We start from the raw sequence: 21,995 nt of genomic DNA, 5'->3' as shown, positions 1-21,995 counted from the left end.
GCCTACGACCGCCCCTCGGTGAGGACCGCGAACACCACCGGCTCCGGCAGGCCCCGCAGGCTTGTGACGAGCGTGGCGATCCGCAGGGTTCCCGAGGCGAAGACCGTCCAGGCGTCCCGCCTCGCCGGAGTCCAGGTGAGCGGGGCGCCCTGTGGCAGGCCGGCCTTCCTCAGGCACTCGGCGGCCGCCCACACCCGCGTCGCCGCGGCGTCCAGGCTGCCGCCCAGCTCCATGGCGACCAGTTCGGCGAGACGGAAGTTCGAGCCGAGCAGCCCCTCCCACGTCTCCCCTGACCGGTCGACCACCGGCTCGACGTCGCAGCCGACCGTGCCGAGGGCCGCGACGCAGAGGGTCACCCCCGCCCCGTGGGACGCCGAGATCGTCCTGCCTCCGTCGATCTCGGGACGCCCGTCGGGACGGTAGCGGACCTCGGCCGGATGCCCGAGCGCGCGCCCGGCGGCCAGGGCGGTCAGCGCCCTGCGCTCGCCGGCGCCCTCAGGACGGCCCTCGCCGTGCGGTTCGACGGCGACCGCGACCCGCACGCCGACGAGGTCCTCCAGCGTGCGTTCCAGGTAGGGGCCGAGCAGCGGGGCCACCCAGGGGCCGCGGCCGTCGCCCTTGCGCACGGCCCGCAGGCTCAGGCCCTCCCAGCGTTCGACGACCTCTCCCGCCGCGGTGCGCACGGCGATGTCGTAGATGTAGGTGTCGCCGTCGCGGTGCCGTTCCGTGGCGCAGTAGCGCAGCTCGCCCGCCTCGGCCAGCGCGGCCCCGCCGGGGTGGATCCGCTCGATGCCCGAGGGCAGCAGCGTGGCGTCCGGCACGCAGACCTGGTTGCCGTGCATCAGCGCGTCACGCATGCCCGGGTCGCCCAGCAGCAGGTCTCCGGGCAGGAAGCCGGTGAACCAGTCCGCCGCGTCGACCGCCGCCACCTCGGCGTCGACGTGCCTGGCCGCCGCCCGGTGGTAGCGGCGCAGGCGCTGGAAACGCCCGCCCTGGAACAGGATCTCGCCGTACAGGTCGGTCGCCGGGTCCAGCGGCACCTCGGGCAGCCCCTCACCGACCTGGTCCGGCGGCCCCTGCGGCGCCGCCTCGCCCAGGAAGCGGAGCCGCGCCCTGAAGTGGTCGGCGTCGAAGCCCGTCTCCGCGCTGCGGATGGCGACCTCGACGGTGTCGTCGCCGGTGACGGTCGCCGCGATCCGGATCGTCGTGGAACCGTCCGGCGGCACCACGATGGGCCGCAGGAACTCGGCCCGCTCGATCGTCGGCAGCCCGGCGGGCCCAAGGGCCGCGACGGCCGCCTGGGTCATCGCCTCCATGCCGAACACCGCGGGGAACAACAGGTTTCCGTCGAGGTGGTGGTCGGCGAGGTAGAGGTCGGTCCCGGCGTTCAGCTCGACCTCGGTGACCAGCTCGACGCCGTGGTAGCGGATCAGCGGCCTGCCGACGAAGCGCAGCAGCGGCAGCGGGGGCAGGTCGTAGCGGACGGTGTCGATGCCCTCCGTGCGCCCGCTGATCACCACCACGGTCGGCGCGTCGGGATCGGCGACCAGCCGCCGCATGATCTGCACGCCCTGGTCCGGGGTGACGGGGGTGACGCCGTCACGGGACAGCGACTCGACGACGGCCAGCCGCTCGCCCATGCCGACCCCCGACCAGACCGACCACTCCATGCAGAGGCTGCGGCACCCCGGGTGCCGCAGGGCCACCTCCTCGGTGAGGCTCGCCAGCCACTCGTTCGCCGTGGCGTAGTGCGCCTCTCCCCGCAGTCCGGCCCTGCCGATGATGCTGCCGAACGTCACGAGCAGGCGCAGCGTCCCCGGGTCGACCGCGTCGAGCACGGCCCGCAGGCCGTCGATCTTGGGGGCGAAGGTCCGGCGGAACGCGGCCATGTCCAGGCCGGTGAGCGCGCCCGGCTCGTTGCGTCCCGCGCCGTGCAGCACCGCGGTGACCGCTCCGGTCTCGGCGGTCGCCTCGGTGACCGCGGCACGCACCTGGTCCGGGTCGGTGACGTCGGCCATGGCGTATCTGACGCTCACCCCGCTGTCGGCCATCCGCCGCAGGTTGGCCGCCAGTTCCTCGTCCCGCGCCGGGTCGGAGCGGCCGAGGACGAGGAGTTTGGCGCCGCTGTCCGTGGCGAGCGCCAGCGCGCACTCCGCGGTGATGCCCTTGCCTCCGCCGGTCACCAGGAGCACGTCGGAGCCGTCCAGGGGCTGGGCGACGCGGGCGGGGGTCACCGGCATCGCGCGCAGGGTCGGCACCCGCCGTACGCCGTCGGCGTCGTAGTGGACCTCGGCGTAGCGCGTGGTCGCCGCGACCTCGTCGACCACCCAGCCGACCGCCCGTTCCGTCGCCGGGACGTGCACGATGGTGGTGCGCAGGTGAGGCGCCTCAAGCGACAGCGTCTTGGCCAGGCCCGCCGCGCCCCGGCCGTGCTGCACAAGCACGAACCGGCCGCCGGGGCCGCCCGCGACCGCGGCCTTCGCGCCCAGCAGGGCGTGTTCCAGGTCCGCCTCCGCGCAGTCGGGCGGCAGGCAGACCAGGACGCCCGCGCCGACGCCCGCGCCCTCGAGCTCGCGGCGCAGCGCCTCGGCGAACGGGTGGTCGCCGGTCGTGTGGAGCAGCCACCTGCCGTTGTCCTCGCGGGCGCGCGCCGAGGGCGGCGCGAGCTCGTCGAGGTCGAGGGCGAAGGGCCTGGCCCAGGCGGCGGCGCCGGTCACCGTGCGCCCTGGGCCCGTGTCGGTGGCCTGACCGGTCTCGGCCAGCGCGTCGAGCGCCTCGGCGAGTTCGAGCACGGTCGCCGTGGCGAAGTTCGTCGGCGTCTGGGCCGACGAAAGGCCCATGCGCTGGGCCGCCTGGTTGACGATCTGCCCCACCGTGATCGAGCTCAGGTGGAGGTCGTCGAGCAGGTGGCTGTCGACGCGCACCATGTCCATCGGCAGCTCGGCGCGCTCGGCGGCCAGGCGCCGCAGCAGGTCGACGGCCGCCTCTCCCGAGGCCTCCGCGTCCTGCCCCGCCGGGGGCGCGACGACCGTCTCGGTCCGCCGGACGGCGACGGGCACCTGGACCTCGGGCACCTGCTCGCAGGGGCTCTCGAAGAACGTGAACTCCTGGCCGACCCGCAGCGGCCTGACCAGCCGCCCGTGGAAGAGCGCCTCGTGCACGACGGGGGCGCCCGTCACGTATGCCGCCGCGACCACCCGCAGCAGCCCGGCCAGCGACTCGTCGTCGGTGTCCAGCGCGACAGCGGGCACGTCGGTCACCTCCCCGACCAGCCCGCTGAGCACCCGTCCGGGACCGACCTCGACGAACAGGTCGATGTCCTTGGCCGCCAGCTCGACGGCCTGGGCGAACAGCACCGGGTCGGTGATCTGCCTGCGCAGCAGCGCCGGGATGTCGGCGCCCTCCCTCAGCGCCTCCCCGGTGACCGTGGAGACGACCCGCAGCCCGACCTGCCCGAACTCCTCCTCCTCGAGTCTCGCGCCCAGGGCCTCCGCGGCGGGCGCGACGAGCGGCGAGTGGAAGGCGTGCGAGACCTGCAGGGGCGTCCACTGCAGGCCCTCGGCGACGGCTCTGCGCCCCGCGGCCTGCACGGCGTCGCCGGGTCCCGCGATGACGGTCTGCCGGGGCCCGTTGTATCCGGCGATCACGACGGGCAGGCCGGAGGTCAGGACGGACACCGTGTCGGCGGACGCCGCGATGCCCGCCATGGTCCCCGAGGCGCTGTGCTCGGTCATGGCCCTGCCGCGCAGGGCGGCGACCCTCAGCAGGGTCTCCTCGTCCATCGCGCCCGCCCAGTGCAGCGCGGACAGTTCGCCCAGGCTGTGGCCGACCGCGACGCTCGCCTCGACGCCGAGGATGGCCAGGGCGCGCAGACCGGCCATCGAGCCGGTGACGATGCGCGGCTGGGCGACCGCGGTCGCGACCATGTCGCCCTCGGTGGGCAGCACGGCCTTGACGTAGACCTCCTCGACCTCGGCGAAGCGCCTGCGCAACGCGCCGCCGCTGGTGCCGCGCCCCGACCCCTGGCCGGGGAAGAGGTAGCCGATCCTGCCAGGCCCGCTCACGTGGCCCAGGAAGCTGCGGCCGTCCGCCGCGAACAGGGGGACCTCCCCGCTGTCGAGGGCCTCGAGCACGCGGCGCAGCCGCCGCTCCGCGTCCTCGGGTGAGGAGACGACGACGGCGGCGCGGTACGGCAGGCCGCGCAGCTCGCGCTGCAGGGTGGCCGCCAGGTCGCCGAGCTGCGCGTACGACAGGGCGGGCACGAAGTCGACGAGGCCGGCCAGGCGCTCGCGCAACTCGGGCAGCGATCCCCCGTCGAGGAGCAGCAGCTCCACGTCCTGGACCGAGGAGGCCAGCGCCCTGGTCCTGGTGTCGAGCGGGACGCTTCTGCGCGGCCCCGCCTTCTCCAGCACCACGTGGGTGTTGATGCCGCCGAAGCCCATGGCGGTGACGCCCGCGCGCACCGGGGCGCCGGTCGGCCACGGCTCCGCCTTGCGCAGTGCCCGCAGCTGCGCCGTCTCCTCCTCGAGCACGGGGTGGGGCTCGACGCAGCCCGTGGTCGGCGGCAGCACCTGGTGGTGCACCGCCATCACGGCCTTGATGAGCCCGGCCACCCCGGCCGCGGCCTTGGTGTGCCCGATCATTCCCTTGATCGAGCTGATCGCGGCCCGGGAGCCCGTGTGCCCGGTGTCCGCCCTGGCCTGTGTCAGCGCCGTGAGCTCGGTTCTGTCGCCGACCTCGGTGCCGGTGCCGTGGCCTTCGAACATGGCCACGGTCTCGATGCCGAAGCCCGCCCGTTCGTAGGCCCGCCGCAGCGCCAGCCGGTACCCGCTGACCTCGGGCCTGGTGATGCCGCCCTTGCCGTCGGAGGAGACACCCCAGCCCGCGATGGTGGCGTAGATCCGGTGCCGGGCGTCCCGGGCGTCCTGCTCGCGCATCAGCACGACCATCCCGCAGCCCTCGCCCGGCCAGAAGCCGTTCGACCTGCGGTCGTACAGTCTCATCTCGCTCTTGGCCAGGGCTCCCGTCTTGGCGAAGCCCACGATCTCGAACGGGTCGATGGACAGGTCGACCCCGCCCGCGAGGGCGACGTCGATGTCGCCGTCGATGAGCGCCTTGGACGCCGTCACCACCGACAGCAGCGACGAGGAGCAGGCGCCGTCGACGCTGTACCCGCCGCCCTTGAGGTCGAAGTGGTTGCAGATCCGTCCCGCGATCGTGTTGGAGAGGCCGCCCGCCAGGGTGTCCTCGTCGGGGGCGGGGAAGGGGTTCTTGTAGGTGGCCTCGAGGCCGTCGAGGAAGGTCGCCAGCGCGTCGTCGTCCCAGCCCTGCTCCTTGAGCGCGAGGGCGACGGTGCGCCGCACGTACGGCCAGCGCAGACGCATCAGGTTGGCTCTGGCGAACTCGCCGGTGAGGGTGTTGCCGACGATCACGCCCGTGCGTTCCCTCGACAGCCCCTCCGCCTTCGGGAAGCCCGCGTCGGCCAGGGCCAGCGCCGCCGTGTCGAGCGCCAGCCAGTGGGTGAGGTCGGTGGAGCGGTACGTGCTGCCGGCGATCTTGTAGCCGACCCGGTCGAACTCGTAGCCCTCGATGACCGCCGCGTTGCGCGCGTAGAAGCGGTCGGGGGTCGCCGGGTCGGCGTCCCAGTAGTCCTCGAGCCGCATGCGCACGTCGGGCAGCCTGCGGAAGGCGCGCCGCCCGGACAGGACGTTCTCCCACAGCTCTCTCGGCGACGCGGCATCCGGGTAACGGCACGCCATGCCGACGATCGCGATCCTGCTCATACCGAGGCGACCTCTTTCCCGGTGTTCGGATGGGCGGGGGCGTCCTGGGCGAGCGTCTCGCCCGCCGCGCGGCGCTCCTGGGCCGCCCGCTGCTCGCGCGCCTTGTCGACCAGGTACAGCGACCACAGGAAGACGCCGCGGATGAGGCAGACGGTGGCGGTGGCGAAGAAGATCCCGTAGGGGATGTGCACGGCGGTGTAGAAGCCGTAGGTCAGGGCGACGCCGCCGCCGAAGACCATCTGCGCCGCCGGCCTGGACGGGCTCGTGCCCGGGTCGGTGATCATGTAGTTGCTGAAGAGGATGAAGGCGACACCGGTCATCGTGCCCAGGGCGCCGGAGATCGAGGTGCCGAAGAACAGGCCTCGTACGATCGACTGCAGGGCGAAGACGCCGACCCAGGCGACGATCAGCGGCATCCGCCCGGTGAGCTTGCCGTTGATCATGCTGCCGCCGAGGATGATGATCCCCGGGATCAGCCAGTCGATCCAGGTGTCGACGTTCTCGGTGAAGTGGTACGGCGGCGCGATGCTGGCCCAGGGCAGGATCATCAGGATGACCGCGATGCCGAAGTTCGACGGGTTCATGAAGTGCCGCAGCTTGCCGCGCACCGGCGCCCTGAGCACCCACTTGGCGCCGACCGCGACGGTGACCCCGAAGATCAGCACCAGGACCTGGTCGTTGACGTAGATCAGCATGTTCATGGCGAGGCTGGTGATGTGCGCGGGGTAGAGGAACTCCACCATGCCGCGCTTGCCGTTGCCCGCGTAGCGCGGCGCGCGTCCCTCGACGCGGGCGGCGATGTACTCCAGCACGATCTCCACGGTGTAGCCGGTGGCCAGGGCGATGAAGGGCCACAGCCACGGCTGCTCGAACCCGAGGAGGACGTAGCCGACGGTGTTGAACACCGTGATCGATATCGCGAAGTTGCGCAGCGCGATGATGACTTTCGGGTCGTGCCTCGGGGGGGTCGGCGCCTTGTCAGACATCTCGATCACTTCTCCTTGGCCTGCTGACCGAGCCGCAGCGAGTGCCACCCCGGGGTCAGCTGAAGATCCTGGTCGTGTACCTGTCCGCTTCGGTCGCGCCAGCGCAGGTGCGCCTGCACGGGGCCGGTGACGTTCGGGCCGAGCCCGATGTGCACGTCGCTGCTGCGCTTGCCGGAGTGGCCGCTGCCGCCGTCGACCCGGCCGAGGAGCTTGCGCCCGCCGGGCAGCGTCACGGTGACCTGCGCGCCGGTCACCGGTGAGCCGGGAGCGGGCAGCGCCCCGGGGACGGGCGTGGCGTCGTGGGTCAGCTTGAGCCCGAGGAAGGCTCCCTGCGAGGGGCTCTGGTTGTGGTAGAAGACCGGCTCGGCCCACTGCCTGGCGACCGCGAAGTCGAGCTTGCCGTCTCCGTCCGCGTCACCGGTGGCGACGCCCCGGGTGGGCACCGGGATGGCCAGGCCCAGCTCCTTGGCCAGGTCGACGTAGGTGCCGTCCGGGCACTTGACGAAGAAGTGCAGCGTCTGGGTTCCCGCGACGTCGTCGCCCGCGCGCACGTTCGGCCACCAGTAGGGGTTCTGCAGCAACTGGTCGTTGGCGGTCGCCAGCTCCTGCAGCTGGGGCCACCGGTCCACCTCGCCCTTCACGAACCCGGTCGCCTGGACGATGCTGAGGTCGCCGCCGTTGTTGAAGTCGTCGATCTTGACGTCCCAGCCCCAGCCCGACCAGGCGGTGCGCGCCTGGGCGCTGCGGTCCTCCCACGGGGCCTCGCCCTCGCGCAGCTTCGCGCGCAGGTCGGCCTGGCTCTTGGCGGTGGAGGTGAACTGGAAGTTGCTCTCCTCGATGCCGAACGACGTGGTGATGTTGCTGACGAACATGTCGTAGATGCCGTCGCCGTTGAGGTCGCCGAAGTCGAGGCCCATTCCCTTGAAGGAGTCGTGGCCGACCGTCTTGGACTTGGGGATCAGCGGGGTGCGCACGCCCTCGACGGGCGAGAGCCTGATGTGCCCCGGCGTGGACCGGTTGTAGAACATCCGGTCGGGGCCGAAGTCGTTGGCGAGGTACAGCTCGGGCAGCTGGTCGCCGTCGAGGTCGGCGGAGGCGGCGGCGAGCTCCCAGCCCTTCGAGGCCGTCTCGGGCAGGACGTCGTCGAGCTTTTCGTAGGTGACCCCGGGCTTGGGACCCGCCGTCGCCCCGGTGCAGCGGAAGAAGTAGTCCTCGCCGCCGTTGTGCGCGTTGGACATGGAGTGGTTCATCTGCACGACGCCCTTGCTCTTGGGGTCGAGCACCGCGCTCTCGGGGAAGTAGTTGCCGATGAAGATGTCGTCGTGCCCGTCCCCGTCGAAGTCGGCGACGGTGGCGGCGTTGGTGTTCCACTGCGGCCCGGTGTAGAGGCCGCCGGTCGCGTTCGCGCCGGGCACCAGCTCGGTCGGCTGGTAGGCGGCGGCGCCAAGCCTGGAGGCGTCGGTCTTGGCGAGGTAGAGGATCGGCGTGCGGCCCCACAGGTAGACGAGCAGGTCGAGGCGGCCGTCCTCGTTGAGGTCGGCGGGCACGCAGCCCATGGGCGCGATGTGGTCGTTCATGGGCAGCGGGCTCGGGTTCAGCGCGAAGGGCTCGTACCGGTTCGTCCGCCCGCCGGGCACCGGGGTGACCACGACCTGGTCGATGCGGGTGTCGACGATGCACAGGTCGTTGGACAGGCCGTCGCCGTCCAGGTCGTTCATCGCGATCGCGGCCCCGACCGAGGAGATCCACGCGTCGATGTGCGTGTAGTCGGGGTGCACCTTGCGGATCTCCTGCTGCTTGAAGCCGCCCGGCAGCGCGACGGACATCGGCGCGAAGGCGTACTTCTTCGCCATGAGCCCCGTGTCCGCCGCCGAGGGCGTGGGCAGACGGGCCACCACGAACGTGGTCACGATCAGCACGAGAGCGACGATTCCCGGTAGCTGCCTGCGCAGCCAGCCAACTGTCGAAGTCACGTCCTAACACCTCCCAAGGGATGCGAACTCGTCGGCGACGCGCTGTCGCCATACCTCGTAGGCGGGCAGGTCGCCCTGGACCGGCTCGTCGGGGCGCGCCTTCTCACTGGTCCGCGCCGCCTGTTCCGGTGTCATGTCGCAGAAAACCCGTGTGGCGAGCAGCGTGTGCGGCACCACGAGGCCGGCCCGCTGCCTGGCCTCGGCCGCGAACGCGCAGCCCTGGGCGATCTGGGGGCGGTGCCTGCCCGCCCGCTCCCAGAACGCGCGCAGCTCCTGCTCCTCCGCGCCGCCCGCGTAGCTGGCCGCCAGCCCCGCGCCCGCGTACAGGTCGTCCCTGCGGGACTCCGGGAACCTGTCGATCATGTCGGCGACGAGGGCGGCGTCGGTGCCGCCGACGAACCACATGGCCCGTCCGATGCCCTGGTCGATCGCGCGGTTGGCGTAGCTCTGGAAACGGTCGGCGGTCCAGGGGAACCGCGGGTCGCTGAACTGCGCGTGCACGTACCGGTTCGTGTGGAAGTAGGCCTGGTGGAAGCCGTAGCCGTCGAGCACGAGCCAGCGCAGCAGGGGGTCGAGGGCGGAGACGTCGGGCCATCTGAACCTCGGCAGCCGGGCCATCGCCCAGCCGATCCCGACGTAGGCCATGTAGACGTGGTCGTCGCCCCGCCCGGAAAGGAATCCGGCGACCCGCCTCCCGCCGGTGAGCGGCAGGGCGTCGAGAACGGTGAAAGCCATTGCGGCTCCCTCGTAGGCGAAGCCGCGAAACCGCGTGGGAATCGTCTCCAGGCGCTCCTCCGCTTCGGCGGGAGAACGCGCCTCGGCCGCGTACGCGTAACCGGCGAGAAATGTTTTGCCGATCGTTTCCAGCAATTCCCTGGCGGCCGGGCTTTTCTCGTTGAAACCGCGCGTCTCAAGTTTTGTGGCGGAGACGCTTGGTGTCAGGACACGGCGTCTCAGCGCCCTCCAAGAATTGGCCACTTGTTCTCCCACGCCCCTTGTCGGCTAGATTCGTCTCCTCAGCGTGATCTCGCGACAAATCTACACAAGCGGCTCAACTCACTGTCTACTTCAAACGTGCTCACGGAAATGGAAAGAAACCTTACAATAAGGTGTCATGCGCTTTCAACCAGCGGGTTGAGTCATATCCAACCGCCGAGTTGAGTCGCCCTTGTTTCGGCGACGACAATTCCGAGAAAGACGGCAACGAAAAACAGCGGTCCCTGTCCGCGGCACGCCGGACGACGCGGGGGACACGGGCGGCGCGGACGGCGCGCGGGAGAGGCCGGTGGGACGCGGAAGACGCGGGCGGTCAGCGCGACAGGCGGTCCGCGGGCGAGAGGAAGTGCGCGCGCACCCCTCTGCGCCACAGCTCGTACGCCGGCAGCCCGTCCGAGCCCCGCTCGACGGCGGTGTCCTCCGCGAGCGCGACGGCGGCCTCGACGGACAGGTCCGCCAGGACGGAGACGGCGGCCTCGGTGTGCGGCGGCACGAACCCGGCGTGGTCACGGGCCCTGGTCGCGAACACCACGCCCTGGGCGAGCTCGGGCCTGTGCTCCCCCGCGTGCCTGCGCAGCGCGGCCAGCGCCTCGGGCCCGCACCCTCCCGCGAACGTCGCGGCCAGCCCGACGCCGCTCCACAGGTCCGCCCGCCTGTGGTCGGCGAAGCGCTCGACCGCGGCGGCGACGTCGGGCACCTGGGCCCCGTGGACGAACCACAGGGCCCGCCCGATGCCCTGGTCGACGGCCCTGGGGAAGTAGTCCGGCGAGCCCTCCCACGGATAGGACGAGGGCACCCTCTGCTCGTCGATCCAGCGCCGGGTGTCGAAGTAGGCCAGGTCGAAGCCGTACCCGTCGACCGCCAGCCAGCTCATCGTCGGATAGTAGGCCGACCCGCTCAGGTCGGGGACCACCTTCCTCCACAGCAACCGCGGCAGCCGCGCCATGGCGAAGCCGACGCCGATGTAGGTCAGGAAGATGTGGGGCCTGCCGGTGCCCAGCATCAGGTCGCGGGTACGGTGACCACGGCCGCCGCCCATCGCGTCCAGGACGGTGAAGGCCATCGTCGCGCCCTCGTACGCGAACCCGCGCAGTTCCTCCTCGACCATGCCGAGCCTGCGCTCGACCTCCCACTGGTCCCGCGCGTTGATCCCCCACTCGAACCCGCAGACCACCGCCTGGGGAATCGCCTCAAGACGCCGGGTGGCCTCGGTGGGCGTGACCGGGAAACCCCGGCCCGCGAAAGTCACCTCGGCCAGGGACGGCGCCAGCAGAAGGCTGCGCAGCGAACCCAGAACGGTCGGCATGGGACCTCCCCCGCCTTCGGCCGGCGGCAACCCGTCCGCCACCGGCGTGACCATTTCATGCTCGCGTCCGGAGACGGTCCGACGCATCTTTTGAATTGCCCCGCTCACGGCGGTGGACGTGTCGCGGGCCGGAGGTCTACGGCGCGGACCACCCGTGCTCGCGGAGGATCCGGGCCAGCGCCGGGACCGCCTCCGCGCGCACGTGCAGCTCCGCGGCCCCCAGCGGCAGCCCGGGAGCGTGCTCGAGGCGGACGTCCTCGATGTTGACCCCCGCCTCCTCGGCCGCGAGGAACAGCCTGGCCAGTTCGCCGGGCCGGTCGCCGATGAGCACGTGGAGGACCTCGTACGCCCTGGCGGGCCCGCCGTGCTTGCCGGGGACGCGGTGGGCGCCGCCGGCGCCGCGACGCAGGAGATCGGCGACCCGCGCCGGAGGCGGAGGGCCGGGACGCGTCGCCGACCCCTCGTCGGGCGTGCCCGCGTGTTCCCGCAGCGCGGCGGCCGCGGCGGCGCGGTCGGCCACGACGGCCTCTCCCCCGCAGAGCTTGATCAGGGCGAGCACCGTCTCCACCGCCTCGGGAGAGGTCCGCTCCGTCGGGCAGTACGCCCACGGCCGTCCCAGGAACAGGTCGGCCCGGGCCGCGACCGGCCCCGACCGCTCCCGCCCCGCCAGCGGGTGTCCCGCGACGAAGCTCACGAGATCGCAGCCGAGCCCGGCGGCCCTGGCGAGCGGCAGCGCCTTGACGCTGGCCAGGTCGGTGTAGACGCGCGCCGCGTCACCGCCCCGTGGTCGCGAACTGGCCGGGGGAACGGCCGGCCCCCGCGGGCCCCCGGTAGGCCTGGGCGATGTCCAGCCACCGGTCGGCCTCCGCGCCCGAGGCGGTGAGCGCGAGGTCGTCGCGGTGCCTGCGCCTGACCACGAGCAGGCAGAAGTCGTGGGCGGGACCGGTGATCCGCTGCGCGGCGTCCTCGGGACCGAACTCCCACCGCTCGCCGGAGGGCGAGGTGAGCTCGAAGCGGAACTCCTCCTGCGGCGGCGTCAAACCCCGCGACAGGTATCCGAACTCCTTCGTCAGCACGGCGAACCCGACCAGGTGCCTGATGCGGTCGGTCGGCTCCCGCCGTACGCCGAGGGCGTCGGCGATGTCCTGGCCGTGCCCGAACAGCTCCATGTATCCCGCGCTCGCGAGCACGGCCGGCGGCAGGGGCCTGACGAGCCACGGCACCGTCTGGTCCTCCGGCACCGCGGCGAGCGCCTTGAGCGAGGCCTCCCGCTCCGCCTGCCAGCGGGCGAACAGCGTCTCCGGCGGGTCGTTGAGATACTCCTCCAGCGCGGCGTTCACCGCCCCGTTGAAGTCCTTGCCCGCCCCTGCGGCCAGCGCCTTGAACGTCTCCGGATCGGACGCCGCCAGTCCCGCCAGCCGGAAGATGAAGATCAGGTGGGCGATCTGGTGTTTGATCGTCCATCCGGGTGCGGGGGTGGGCAGCGCCCACCCCGCCGCGTCGAGGCCGGCGACCAGGCGGTCGACCTCCTCACCTTCCGTGGTCACGTCGGAGATCACGTCCTGCAGCTGGGTCACGACTCTGTCCTCTCGCGGGGGAAGCGAATTTCCCGGATGCCTCATTCGTCGTTCGTTCGTCGTTCGGCCGGACGCCGGACGTCCCGCCGGTTCCCGCGGCCCAAGCATGCATCGGCGCCGATCTCCCGGTCTTCTCCCTCCGTGCTCTTCGCCCGGCGTCCGGTCTTTCGGATCCGCGGGTCCGAAGACGCCTCCGCCCTGACACGGCGGGGAGACGCAATCCAGAAGATGCGCCGCGGAGCGGCCGGATGTGAGGATCCCGTGGTGTGGATCACCGCGACCGGCGCGCCCGCGGCGTCGGGCGGACGATCCTCGCCGGTCAGGGCGGCGCGCCGCCCGGCACCCGCGCGGCGCCTCGTGCCGCCCGACGGAGAACGACGCAGAGTGGACGGGGTCCGACCATGAAGCCCTTCCGTATCGACATCCCGCAGGCCGACCTCGACGACCTGCGCCGCAGGATCGCGGACACGCGGTGGCCCGACGAGCTCGGGGAGACAGGCTGGGAGCGGGGCGTGCCCCTCGGATATCTCAGGGAGCTGGCGGAGTACTGGCGGACGGACTACGACTGGCGCGCCGCCGAGGCGCTGCTGAACCGCCACCCCCAGTTCACCACTGCGATCGACGGCGCGAACGTGCACTTCATGCATGTCAGGTCACCTGAGCCCGACGCGCTCGCGCTGCTCGTGACCCACGGCTGGCCCGGCTCCTTCGCCGAGTTCCTCGACGTCGTCGGGCCGCTGACCGACCCCCGCGCCCACGGCGGCGACCCTGCCGACGCCTTCCACCTGGTCGTGCCGTCCATCCCCGGATACGGCTTCTCCACCCCGCTGCGGGAGACGGGGTGGAACGTTCCCCGGATCGCGAGGGCGTGGGCCGGGCTGATGCGGCGTCTCGGCTACGGCCGCTACGTCGCGCAGGGCGGCGACGCCGGATCGGTGATCTCCCTCGAACTCGGCAGGACCGACCCCGGGCACGTCGCCGGGGTGCACGTCAACATGCTCATGACGTTCCCCTCCGGCGAGCGGGGCGAGCTCGACGACCTGAGCGAGTCCGACCAGGCGCGCCTGGCCCGCCTCGCACGGTTCGACACGGAGCTGTCCGGCTACATGAAGATCATGGCCACCCGGCCGCAGACGCTGTCCTACGCGCTGACCGACTCACCCGTCGGCCAGCTCGCGTGGATCGTGGAGAAGTTCCGTGAGTGGACCGACTCGGCGAAGGTCCCCGAGGACGCGATCGACCGTGACCGGCTGCTCACCGTCGTGACGATCTACTGGCTGACCGCGACCGCCGGGTCGTCGGCCCACTTCTACTACGAGGGAGCCCAGGACGTGCGGCTGGCGGCGAGCGGGGTCAGACCGCCGGCGATCACCGTGCCGGTCGGCGTGGCGGTCTTCCCGCACGACATCTTCGTCCCGCTCCGCCGCCTCGCCGACCGTGACATCCCGACCATCACGCACTGGACGGAGTTCGGCCGGGGCGGGCACTTCGCCGCCATGGAACAGCCCGCCCTGCTGGTGGACGACATCAGGGCGTTCGCCCGCTCCCTGCGCTGAGGGCGCTCCGTCACGTCCGCGGGGACGGTCCCGACGACGCGGCCGTCCCCCGCGGGTCGCGCAAGGGCCACGGGGGTCACCGGCAGAGCGGCTCGTACGGTATGTCGGGGAAGTAACGGTCCCACTCCGCGGGAGTGGCCCTCGGGTGCGCGACGCCGCAGACCAGGGCGGCGACGCGCTCGGGGGCGACCTCCCACACGCGGACGGTCTGATCCTGGCCGGCGGTGGCCAGGGTGTGGCCGTCGGACCCGAACGCGAGCGTGTGGACCTGACCCGTGTGTCCGGTGAGGGTCGCCAGCTCCGCGGGCCTGCGGGGGTCGTCGGTGTTCCACAGGCGGACGGTGTGGTCGGCTCCGGCCGTCGCCAGGGTGTGCCCCCGCCCGCTGAACGCCACGGCGTAGACGGTGTCGGTGTGGTGGGTCAGGGTGGCGAGGGCGAGGGGGCGCCGCGGCTGGGAGACGTCCCACAGCCGCGCGGTGCGGTCCCAGCCCGCGGTGGCGAGGACCCCGCCCCCCGGGGCGAACGCCACCGAGTTGACACCGTCGGTGTGACCCGAGAGCACCGCGAGCTGACGGGGGTCACGCGGGTCCGAGACGTCCCACAGCCGCGCGGTGCGGTCCCAGCCCGCGGTGGCGAGGACCCCGCCCCCCGGGGCGAACGCCACCGAGTTGACACCGTCGGTGTGACCCGAGAGCACCGCGAGCTGACGGGGGTCACGCGGGTCCGAGACGTCCCAGAGGCGCACCGTGGAGTCGAGGCCCGCGGTGGCGAGGACACGCCCCTCCCCGCTGAACGCCACCGCGTTGACGTTGCCGGTGAAGCCCCGCAGAGTCGCCAGCGAGACGGGCCGCCGCGGCTCGGAGACGTCCCACAGCCACACCGTGCTGTCGTAACCCGCCGTCGCCAGGTAGCGGCCGTCCGGGCTGAAGGCCGTCCCGCAGACCGTGCCCTTGTGGGCGGTGATCTCGCTCAGCGCCCTGGGCCTGAGGGGGTCCGCGACGTCCCACAGCCGCACCGTGCGGTCGTAGCCCGACGTGACCATGGCATGGCCTCCCTGCCCGAAGACGACCCCGCAGACCGATTCGCGGTGTGCCGTCAGGACGGGCCCGGGGAGGTCCCAGATCCATATGGTGTGGTCGTCGCTCGCGCTGGCCAGGCTTCGTCCGCCGGGCGCGAAGGCCACCGAGACGACGGCTCCGACCTGGCCGGTCAGCGTCGCCGGCTCCCCCGAGGCGGTGGGGTCCGCGACGTCCCACAGCCGGACGGCGCGGTCGAGGCTCGCGGTGGCCAGTTCGCGGCCGTCGGGGCTGAAGGCCACCGAGCGGACGCCCTCACGGTGGCCGCGCAGGACGCGCGGCCTGCCGGCCTCGCGAGGGTCGGCGGTGTTCCACAGCCGGACCGTGTGGTCCTGGCTCGCGCTGGCGAGCGTACGGCCGTCGGGGCTGAAGGCCACCCAGACGGCGGGCTCGGTGTGGCCGGTGAGCACGCGGAGTTCGGCGGGGCGGCGCGGGTCCGCGACGTCCCACAGCCGCACCGTGCGGTCCCAGCCCGCGGTGGCCACGGTGCGGCCACGGGGGTCGAAGGCGACGGAGATGACGGCGTCGTCGTGGCCGGCGAGGCGGCCGAGCAGGCGGGGGGCGGCCGGATCCGCGACGTCCCACAGCAGCGCGGTGCGGTCGGTGCTCGCGCTGACCAGGAGGCGTCCGTCGGGGCTGAAGGCGACCGCGTTCACGTCGTCGACGTGACCGCTGAGGGAGACCAGCTCCCTGGGTTTGAGAGGGTCGGCGACGCTCCACAGCCGCACTGTGCGGTCCCAGCCCGCGCTGGCCAGAAAACGCCCGTCGGGGCTGAAGGCGACCGCGTTCACGTTGGCGGTGTGGCCGGTGAGAACGGCCGCCCCCGCCGTGTCGTGCGGCCTGGAGAGGTTCCACAGCCGGATCGTGCGGTCCCGGCTCGCGCTGGCCAGAAAACGCCCGTCGGGGCTGAAGGCGACCGTGTTCACGTTGTCGGTGTGCCCTGTCAGCCTGGTGGCGTAGGGGACGCCGAACGTGCTGAGCAGGGTGCTCCTGGCCTCGGTGGTGGGGACGAGACGGTAGGCCGCCAGGGCGAGCTGCGCGGCCAGGGCGGGGTTGGTCGCGCGCAGCGCGGCGGCCTCGCCCGCGGCCTTCTGGGAGACGGCGATGTTGCGCTGGCCGGTGGCGGTCCGGTTGGCGTCCTCGGCATAGACGACGGCGGCGACGGCGAGGAGGAGCAGGACGGTGAGCGAGGCGACGAGCTGGTGCAGGCGGCGGGTGTGCCGTCTGCCTGCTTCGTGCTCGGCGTCCCGCGCGGACAGGCTGGCGTCGAGGAACTCGCGCTCCCTCGGGGTGAGCACGGTGTCGCTCGTCTCGATCCAGTTCTGCGCCTGGGCGAGCCTGACACCTCGGTAGAGGGCTCCCGGATCCCTGCCGAGCGACTCCCAGCCGTCGGTGGCCTCGGTGAGCCTACGGTGGACGCGCAGGCCCTCCCTGTCCTCGGCCAGCCAGTCGCGCAGGCGGGGCCACGCGCCGATCAGGGCCTCGTGGGAGATCTCGATGCTGTCGCGGTCGAGCGTGAGAAGCCGGGCGCCCGCCAGGCGCTCCAGGAGGCTCGGGACGTCGGGGTCGCCGGTGTCGAGCTCCCTGCGGTGGATGCGGCGTTTGGTGTCCTCTGTGCCCTCTCCCAGCGCGGTCAGGCGCTGGAACAGGTTCTTGACCAGCCGCTGCTGGTGGGGGTCGAGGGTGGCGTGGAGCGACTCGGCCGTCTGGGCGAGAGCGCCGTGGAGGCCTCCCGCGGCCTCGAACCCGGCGAGGGTCATGGCGTTCCCCCGGCGTCTGCGCCAGGTCTCCAACAAGGCGTGGGACAGTGAGGGAAGCATTCCGACCTGTCCGTTCACCTGGGCCACGAGGGTGGTGAGCAGGGCGGTCTCCACGATGCAGCCCACGCGGACCGCGGGCTGGACGATGGCTCTGCGCAGCTCGTCGGTGGTCATGGGCCCGACCGCGACCTGGGCGTCGCCGAAGGCCGCGACCAGGTCCGGGTAACGGGTGCAGTGCGCGTAGAAGTCGGCGCGCACGCCCAGCACGATCCGGCACCGGCTGTTCTCCGCCCGGGCCGCCGTGACCAGCGCCTCGATGAAGCGGGCGCGTTCGAGCTCGTCGTCGCAGAGGGTGAAGACCTCCTCGAACTGGTCGACCACCAGCAGCAGGTCGCCCTGCTCGGGCCGGTCGGCCAGGGCGAGGGCGTGACGCGCGATCCGGTACAGGTTGCGCGGGTCGTCCGCGAGCTCCTCGTGAAGCCTTCCCGGCGTGCCGCCCGTGAGACGGGCGAGCTGGATCGCGCACTCCTCGAGGGGATGCGGTCCCGGGGTGAGGAGCACCACGGGACAGTCGCCGCCCTCGCCCCGCATCCGCGGCAGCAGGCCCGCCCGCAGCAGTGAGGACTTCCCCGCCCCCGACGTTCCGAAGACCGCGACCAGCCGCCGCTTCGACAGGCGGGCCGCGAGCTCCTCGACGAGGCGCTCACGTCCGAAGAACAGGTCGGCGTCCTCCCGCTGGAAGGCCACCAGCCCCACGTACGGAGGCTCCTCCTGCGAGGCCGTCCCTCCCGCCGCCGCGGTGTCGGATCCGGCCAGCTCGGCGGCGACCGCGTGCCACTGCCTCTCCCACTCGGCGAGGTCGCCCCCGCACGCGTCGACGTACGCCAGCGTCACCGCCAGGCTCGGCAGCTTCCTGCCCGCCGCGGCGCCGGACAGCGTCGCCACCGAGTAGTGCGCGCGCCGGGCCAGCGTCCGGTACGGCGGGCTCCCCGCCTTCTCCCTCAGCGTGCGCAGCTCCGCCGCGAACCGCAGCAGCGCGCCGTCCCCCGCGTCCAGTGGTCGCTCACCACGCGGCAGCGCCTCCACCCCCTCGGTCTCGATCCCCCGGAACTTCTGGGACGAATGGGAGACAACGGCAGATAAACCCCGCCGATCCCCATTCGACGACGAAACTCGCCCGGCGATTGTTGCACATGCCACAGCGGGTCGAAAGTGGGACCGATATCCGACTTCAGAGGGGTTCTCCGGAAACCTGACTCGGAGTAAACCCTCGGTGACCGTTCCGGTCATATGCGCGACAGCCGCACGACCGAACCCCGCATTTTACATCATTTTTTTGTTCATCTCGCGCCGCCGACGGAGAACAACGCCGATGGGTTACAGCTTGAAACCGGAAGGCCCGCCCATGAAGGCATTCAGGAGGGCGTTTCCATCGATGTCCCTAGAAACAGGAGAAGAAAGGAAAGCGAAACCTCATGGGTTTGCTGAGAGCATTTCCGCGGGCCAGGGCGCGTGCCGTGGCCGCCGTGACGGCCCTGGGCGCGGCCGTCACCGTCCTCGCCTGCGCGGGCGCTCCCGCGGCGGCCGACGGCGCGGTCGTGTCGCCGGGAGCGGCGTCCGCCACGTCCTCGGCCGCGCAGCCGGTCGCGTTGGTGGCCGGGCAGGGAGCCGGCGACGTCAACCAGACCCGGACGCGGTTCGGGGTGCACGCGACCGACCTCGGCGTCATGTGGCGGGACAGCCGCGGCAGGGTGGCGATCGCGTTCGGCGACACCTACGGGGAGGGCTGGGGAGGCGACGGCGCGGGGCCGGAGAGCGCGGACTGGCGCTTCAACACGCTGGCCCACTCCGGCGACTCCAACCTCGCCGACGGCATGCGCATCGACTCCATGGTCACCGACAGGCCCGGGCACGCGCGGCAGATCCTGCCGCGCGATCCCGCGGTGAGCGAGGTGACCGTGATCCCCACCGCGGCCGTGAGCGTGGGCTCACGCGACTACATCCATTACATGTCGGTGCGGAGCTGGGGGCCCGCGGGGACGTGGGTGACCAACTACTCGGGCCTGGCCTACTCGGACGACGGCGGGGAGAACTGGACCAAGGCCCCCGCGGCGCGGTGGGCCAACCAGGGCGGGGGCGAGCGCTTCCAGATGGCCGCCATGGTCAGGCAGGGCGGCTTCGTCCACCTCTTCGGGACCCCGAACGGCAGGTTCGGCAACGCCTACCTGGCCCGCGTCGCCGAGTCGCGCGTGCTCGAGACGCCCGCGTACGAGTACTGGACGGCCTCGGGATGGCAGGCGGGCGCGCCGGACCGCGCCGTCCCCGTCGCCGCCGGACCGGTCGGCGAGCTCTCCGTCCAGTACAACTCCCATCTGCGGCGCTGGATCGCGCTCCACCTCGACGAGAACAGGGCCGCGATCGTGATGCGCACCGCCCCCGTCCCCACCGGGCCATGGACCGGCGGCCAGGTGGTCGCGCACTCGGCGGACTACCCGGGCCTCTACGGCGGGTTCCTCCACCCGGACAGCGCGAACGGCTCCGAGGTGTACTTCGCGATGTCGCGCTGGTCGCCGTACCACGTCCAGCTGATGCGGCTGCGGCTGGCCGACGTCCCCGTCAACCCCAACCTCGTCCAGGACGGCGGCTTCGAGGACCGTCTCCCGGGCGCGGGGCCCGCGCCGTGGATCGTCGGCGGCCGGGGCGGCGTCGACTACGGCAAGGGCAACGCCCACTCCGGCCTGAACAACGGGTGGGTCCGCCACAACTCCGGATGGAACAACCTGTACCAGAAGGTCGTGCTCACCCCGCGCAAGCGCTATCGGCTGAGCGGCTGGATGCGCAGTTCCGGCAGCAACAGCGAAGGCTATTTCGGGATCCGCAAGCCGTCCGGGCAGGGCGTCGTGGCGGAGCAGAAGTTCGGTTCGCTTCCCGTCCACACCCGGCTCAACGTGGAGTTCACCGCCGGGGACGCCAACGAGCTGGAGGTGTTCGTCGGCGGCTGGTCGGTGAACAACCAGGACTTCTGGATTCAGGCGGACGACATCGTCCTGGAAGAACTGCCCTGAGAGAGGGCTGGACGTTCCCGGGGCTCGCCCCGGGATTGTTCGCCGATCGTTGTTCACTTCTCGGCGTCCGAAAACTGACAACGCCCGCCCCGTACAACAGACCTGTCGGCGCCGGTGTCGCGCCGCCCCCGCTCTCCGGGACGTCCCGGAGAGAACCGGAAGGGGGAACGGCGCCCGCCTTCCTCCTGGCCCTCCCGGCCTTCCCGGCCTTCCCGACGAGCACCCGGCCGTCCGGCGACCGCGTATGACACCCGTGAATCCAAGAAAGCCCACGAAAGGCATGAGAAAATGAGACTGCGCAAGACACTGCTCTCCCTGACCGCCCTCGCCGCCCTGGTGCCGACGGTCGCCCTCAGCGCCCCGGCGCAGGCCCAGACCGCCTCGAGAGTCTCCTGCGCCGGAGAGGTCTGCGTCGAGTACAGCGGCAGCAAGAACGGCTTCTACGCCGTCACCCACGGATTCGGCTTCTACGGTCACGTCGACCTGTGGGGTCCGGGCGTCTCCTTCCGGCACAGCCCCGACATGCAGGACCCCGGTGTCGGGGCCAACGGCATCGGCGCGGGCTGGCTGTGCGCCCACGGCTGGAAGCACGAGAACGGCAACTTCATCGACATGGGCTTCCCCTGCGTCGAGGTGCCGGCGTAACACCGCCAGACTTCCCGTCCGGCTCGCCGCGCCCCGCCCTCGCGCCTCAGGCACGGTCCGGCGAACCCCTGGCCGGTCGGGAGTCCACCCCGGGACGCCGCGTGGGCCGTACCGGGGAAAGGGGGCGGCGTGGTGTCCCCGCACCGCGTCGCCCCCGCCCGCCGCGGGCGCTCACCTCGCGCATGGCCGCAGCACACCCGTACAGGACGTACGTTGAAGTGCACAGGTGTTTGCCCTGCCGGCTCCATGAAGGATGTGATCGCCGTGACGGCCTCCGCTGAGGACAACGTGCTGATCTTGGCCGACGACGATGACGACCTTCCCGGAAGCCTCGCGACGGCCCCTGGCGCGACCACGGACCCGGTCAAGGACTACCTCAAGCAGATCGGCAAGGTCTCCCTGCTCAACGCCCAACAGGAGGTCGAGCTGGCCAAGCGCATCGAGGCGGGCCTGTTCGCCGAGGAGCAGCTGGACACCGACGGCGACAGACTGCCGGTCGACGTCCGCGCCGAGCTGGAGTGGATCGCCGAGGACGGCCACCGGGCCAAGAACCACCTGCTTGAGGCCAACCTGCGTCTGGTGGTCTCGCTGGCCAAGCGCTACACCGGGCGCGGCATGCTCTTCCTGGACCTGATCCAGGAGGGCAACCTGGGCCTGATCCGCGCGGTCGAGAAGTTCGACTACACCAAGGGCTTCAAGTTCTCCACCTACGCCACCTGGTGGATCAAGCAGGCGATCACCCGTGCCATGGCCGACCAGGCGCGGACCATCCGCATCCCGGTCCACATGGTGGAGGTCATCAACAAGCTGGCCAGGCTGCACCGGCAGATGATGTCCGACCTGGGCCGCGAGCCCACTCCCGAGGAGCTGGCGGTCGAGCTGGAGATGACCCCGGAGAAGGTCGTCGAGGTCCAGCGGTACGGCCGCGAGCCGATCTCCCTGCACAGCCCGCTCGGCACCGAGGGCGACAGCGAGTTCGGCGACCTCATCGAGGACTCCGAGGCGATCACGCCGGACGACGCGGTGGTGTTCAGCCTGCTGCAGGAGCAGCTGCGGGCGGTCCTGTCCGGGCTGTCCGAGCGTGAGGCCGGGGTGATGTCGATGCGCTTCGGCCTCGTCGACGGCCAGCCGAAGACGCTGGACGAGATCGGCAAGGTCTACGGGGTGACGCGCGAGCGCATCCGGCAGATCGAGTCGAAGACCATGACGAAGCTGCGTCACCCGTCCAGGTCCCAGGCCCTGCGCGACTACCTGAGCTGACGCCGCGCCCCC

General features: G+C 72.0%; 10 protein-coding genes and 2 pseudogenes. 4 read left to right on the top strand and 8 right to left on the bottom strand.

Going from position 1 to position 21,995, the window contains the following annotated elements:
- Positions 1-2: 2 nt before the first annotated feature.
- From PKF00_RS27865 to PKF00_RS27835, 7 genes and pseudogenes are all read right to left on the bottom strand, one after another.
- Positions 3-5,783, bottom strand: a complete 5,781-nt coding sequence (locus PKF00_RS27865; RefSeq protein ID WP_271220614.1) for a type I polyketide synthase — start codon at positions 5,781-5,783, stop codon at positions 3-5.
- A complete protein-coding gene (locus tag PKF00_RS27860) occupies positions 5,780-6,769 on the bottom strand; it encodes an RnfABCDGE type electron transport complex subunit D (RefSeq protein ID WP_271220662.1) in 990 nt (329 codons plus the stop codon). The genes PKF00_RS27865 and PKF00_RS27860 overlap by 4 nt, the downstream gene beginning before the upstream one ends.
- Positions 6,770-6,774: 5 nt before the next feature.
- Complete coding sequence (locus PKF00_RS27855; protein WP_271220613.1) at positions 6,775-8,742, bottom strand: CRTAC1 family protein; 1,968 nt, start codon at positions 8,740-8,742, stop codon at positions 6,775-6,777.
- A gap of 3 nt (positions 8,743-8,745) precedes the next feature.
- The gene (locus tag PKF00_RS27850) at positions 8,746-9,720 is read right to left on the bottom strand and encodes a DUF1702 family protein (protein WP_271220612.1); all 975 of its coding nucleotides are present in this window, start codon (positions 9,718-9,720) and stop codon (positions 8,746-8,748) included.
- Positions 9,721-10,051: 331 nt separating this feature from the next.
- The gene (locus tag PKF00_RS27845) at positions 10,052-11,044 is read right to left on the bottom strand and encodes a DUF1702 family protein (protein ID WP_271220611.1); all 993 of its coding nucleotides are present in this window, start codon (positions 11,042-11,044) and stop codon (positions 10,052-10,054) included.
- A gap of 136 nt (positions 11,045-11,180) precedes the next feature.
- Positions 11,181-11,801 (bottom strand): annotated as a pseudogene (locus tag PKF00_RS27840) (prephenate dehydrogenase/arogenate dehydrogenase family protein); the annotation flags it as partial.
- Between the two features lie 16 nt (positions 11,802-11,817).
- Positions 11,818-12,621, bottom strand: coding sequence for a TIGR03084 family metal-binding protein (locus PKF00_RS27835; RefSeq protein ID WP_271220610.1), 804 nt, complete (start codon positions 12,619-12,621; stop codon positions 11,818-11,820).
- Between the two features lie 401 nt (positions 12,622-13,022).
- Between PKF00_RS27835 and PKF00_RS27830 the strand changes: the two genes are divergently transcribed.
- Positions 13,023-14,177 (top strand): epoxide hydrolase family protein, encoded by a 1,155-nt coding sequence (locus PKF00_RS27830; RefSeq protein WP_271220609.1) that lies wholly within the window; start codon positions 13,023-13,025, stop codon positions 14,175-14,177.
- 76 nt (positions 14,178-14,253) lie between these two features.
- Here PKF00_RS27830 and PKF00_RS27825 read toward each other — a convergent pair whose 3' ends face one another.
- Entirely contained in the window at positions 14,254-18,099 is a 3,846-nt protein-coding gene (locus PKF00_RS27825; RefSeq protein ID WP_271220608.1) for an nSTAND1 domain-containing NTPase, read from the bottom strand.
- 389 nt (positions 18,100-18,488) lie between these two features.
- Here PKF00_RS27825 and PKF00_RS27820 point away from each other — a divergent pair, with 389 nt between their 5' ends.
- The 3 genes and pseudogenes from PKF00_RS27820 to PKF00_RS27810 form a co-directional block, all read left to right on the top strand.
- On the top strand, positions 18,489-20,078 hold the full coding sequence (locus tag PKF00_RS27820) for a glycoside hydrolase family 183 protein (RefSeq protein ID WP_271220607.1): 1,590 nt from the start codon (positions 18,489-18,491) through the stop codon (positions 20,076-20,078).
- Positions 20,079-20,366: 288 nt separating this feature from the next.
- Positions 20,367-20,723, top strand: coding sequence for a hypothetical protein (locus PKF00_RS27815; RefSeq protein WP_271220606.1), 357 nt, complete (start codon positions 20,367-20,369; stop codon positions 20,721-20,723).
- A gap of 279 nt (positions 20,724-21,002) precedes the next feature.
- Positions 21,003-21,983, top strand: a pseudogene (locus PKF00_RS27810) (RNA polymerase sigma factor); the annotation flags it as partial.
- Positions 21,984-21,995 lie beyond the last annotated feature (12 nt).

The sequence above is a fragment of the Streptosporangium carneum genome (assembly GCF_027922005.1).
GTDB lineage: Bacteria > Actinomycetota > Actinomycetes > Streptosporangiales > Streptosporangiaceae > Streptosporangium > Streptosporangium carneum.
This window is presented reverse-complemented; position numbering and strand designations above follow the sequence as displayed.

Coding starts and splice junctions, on each gene's coding strand:
- PKF00_RS27865 (WP_271220614.1), bottom strand. CDS start 5,783: ATGAGCAGGATCGCGATCGTCGGCATGGCGTGCCGTTACCCGGATGCC.
- PKF00_RS27860 (WP_271220662.1), bottom strand. CDS start 6,769: ATGTCTGACAAGGCGCCGACCCCCCCGAGGCACGACCCGAAAGTCATC.
- PKF00_RS27845 (WP_271220611.1), bottom strand. CDS start 11,044: ATGCCGACCGTTCTGGGTTCGCTGCGCAGCCTTCTGCTGGCGCCGTCC.
- PKF00_RS27830 (WP_271220609.1), top strand. CDS start 13,023: ATGAAGCCCTTCCGTATCGACATCCCGCAGGCCGACCTCGACGACCTG.
- PKF00_RS27820 (WP_271220607.1), top strand. CDS start 18,489: ATGGGTTTGCTGAGAGCATTTCCGCGGGCCAGGGCGCGTGCCGTGGCC.
- PKF00_RS27815 (WP_271220606.1), top strand. CDS start 20,367: ATGAGACTGCGCAAGACACTGCTCTCCCTGACCGCCCTCGCCGCCCTG.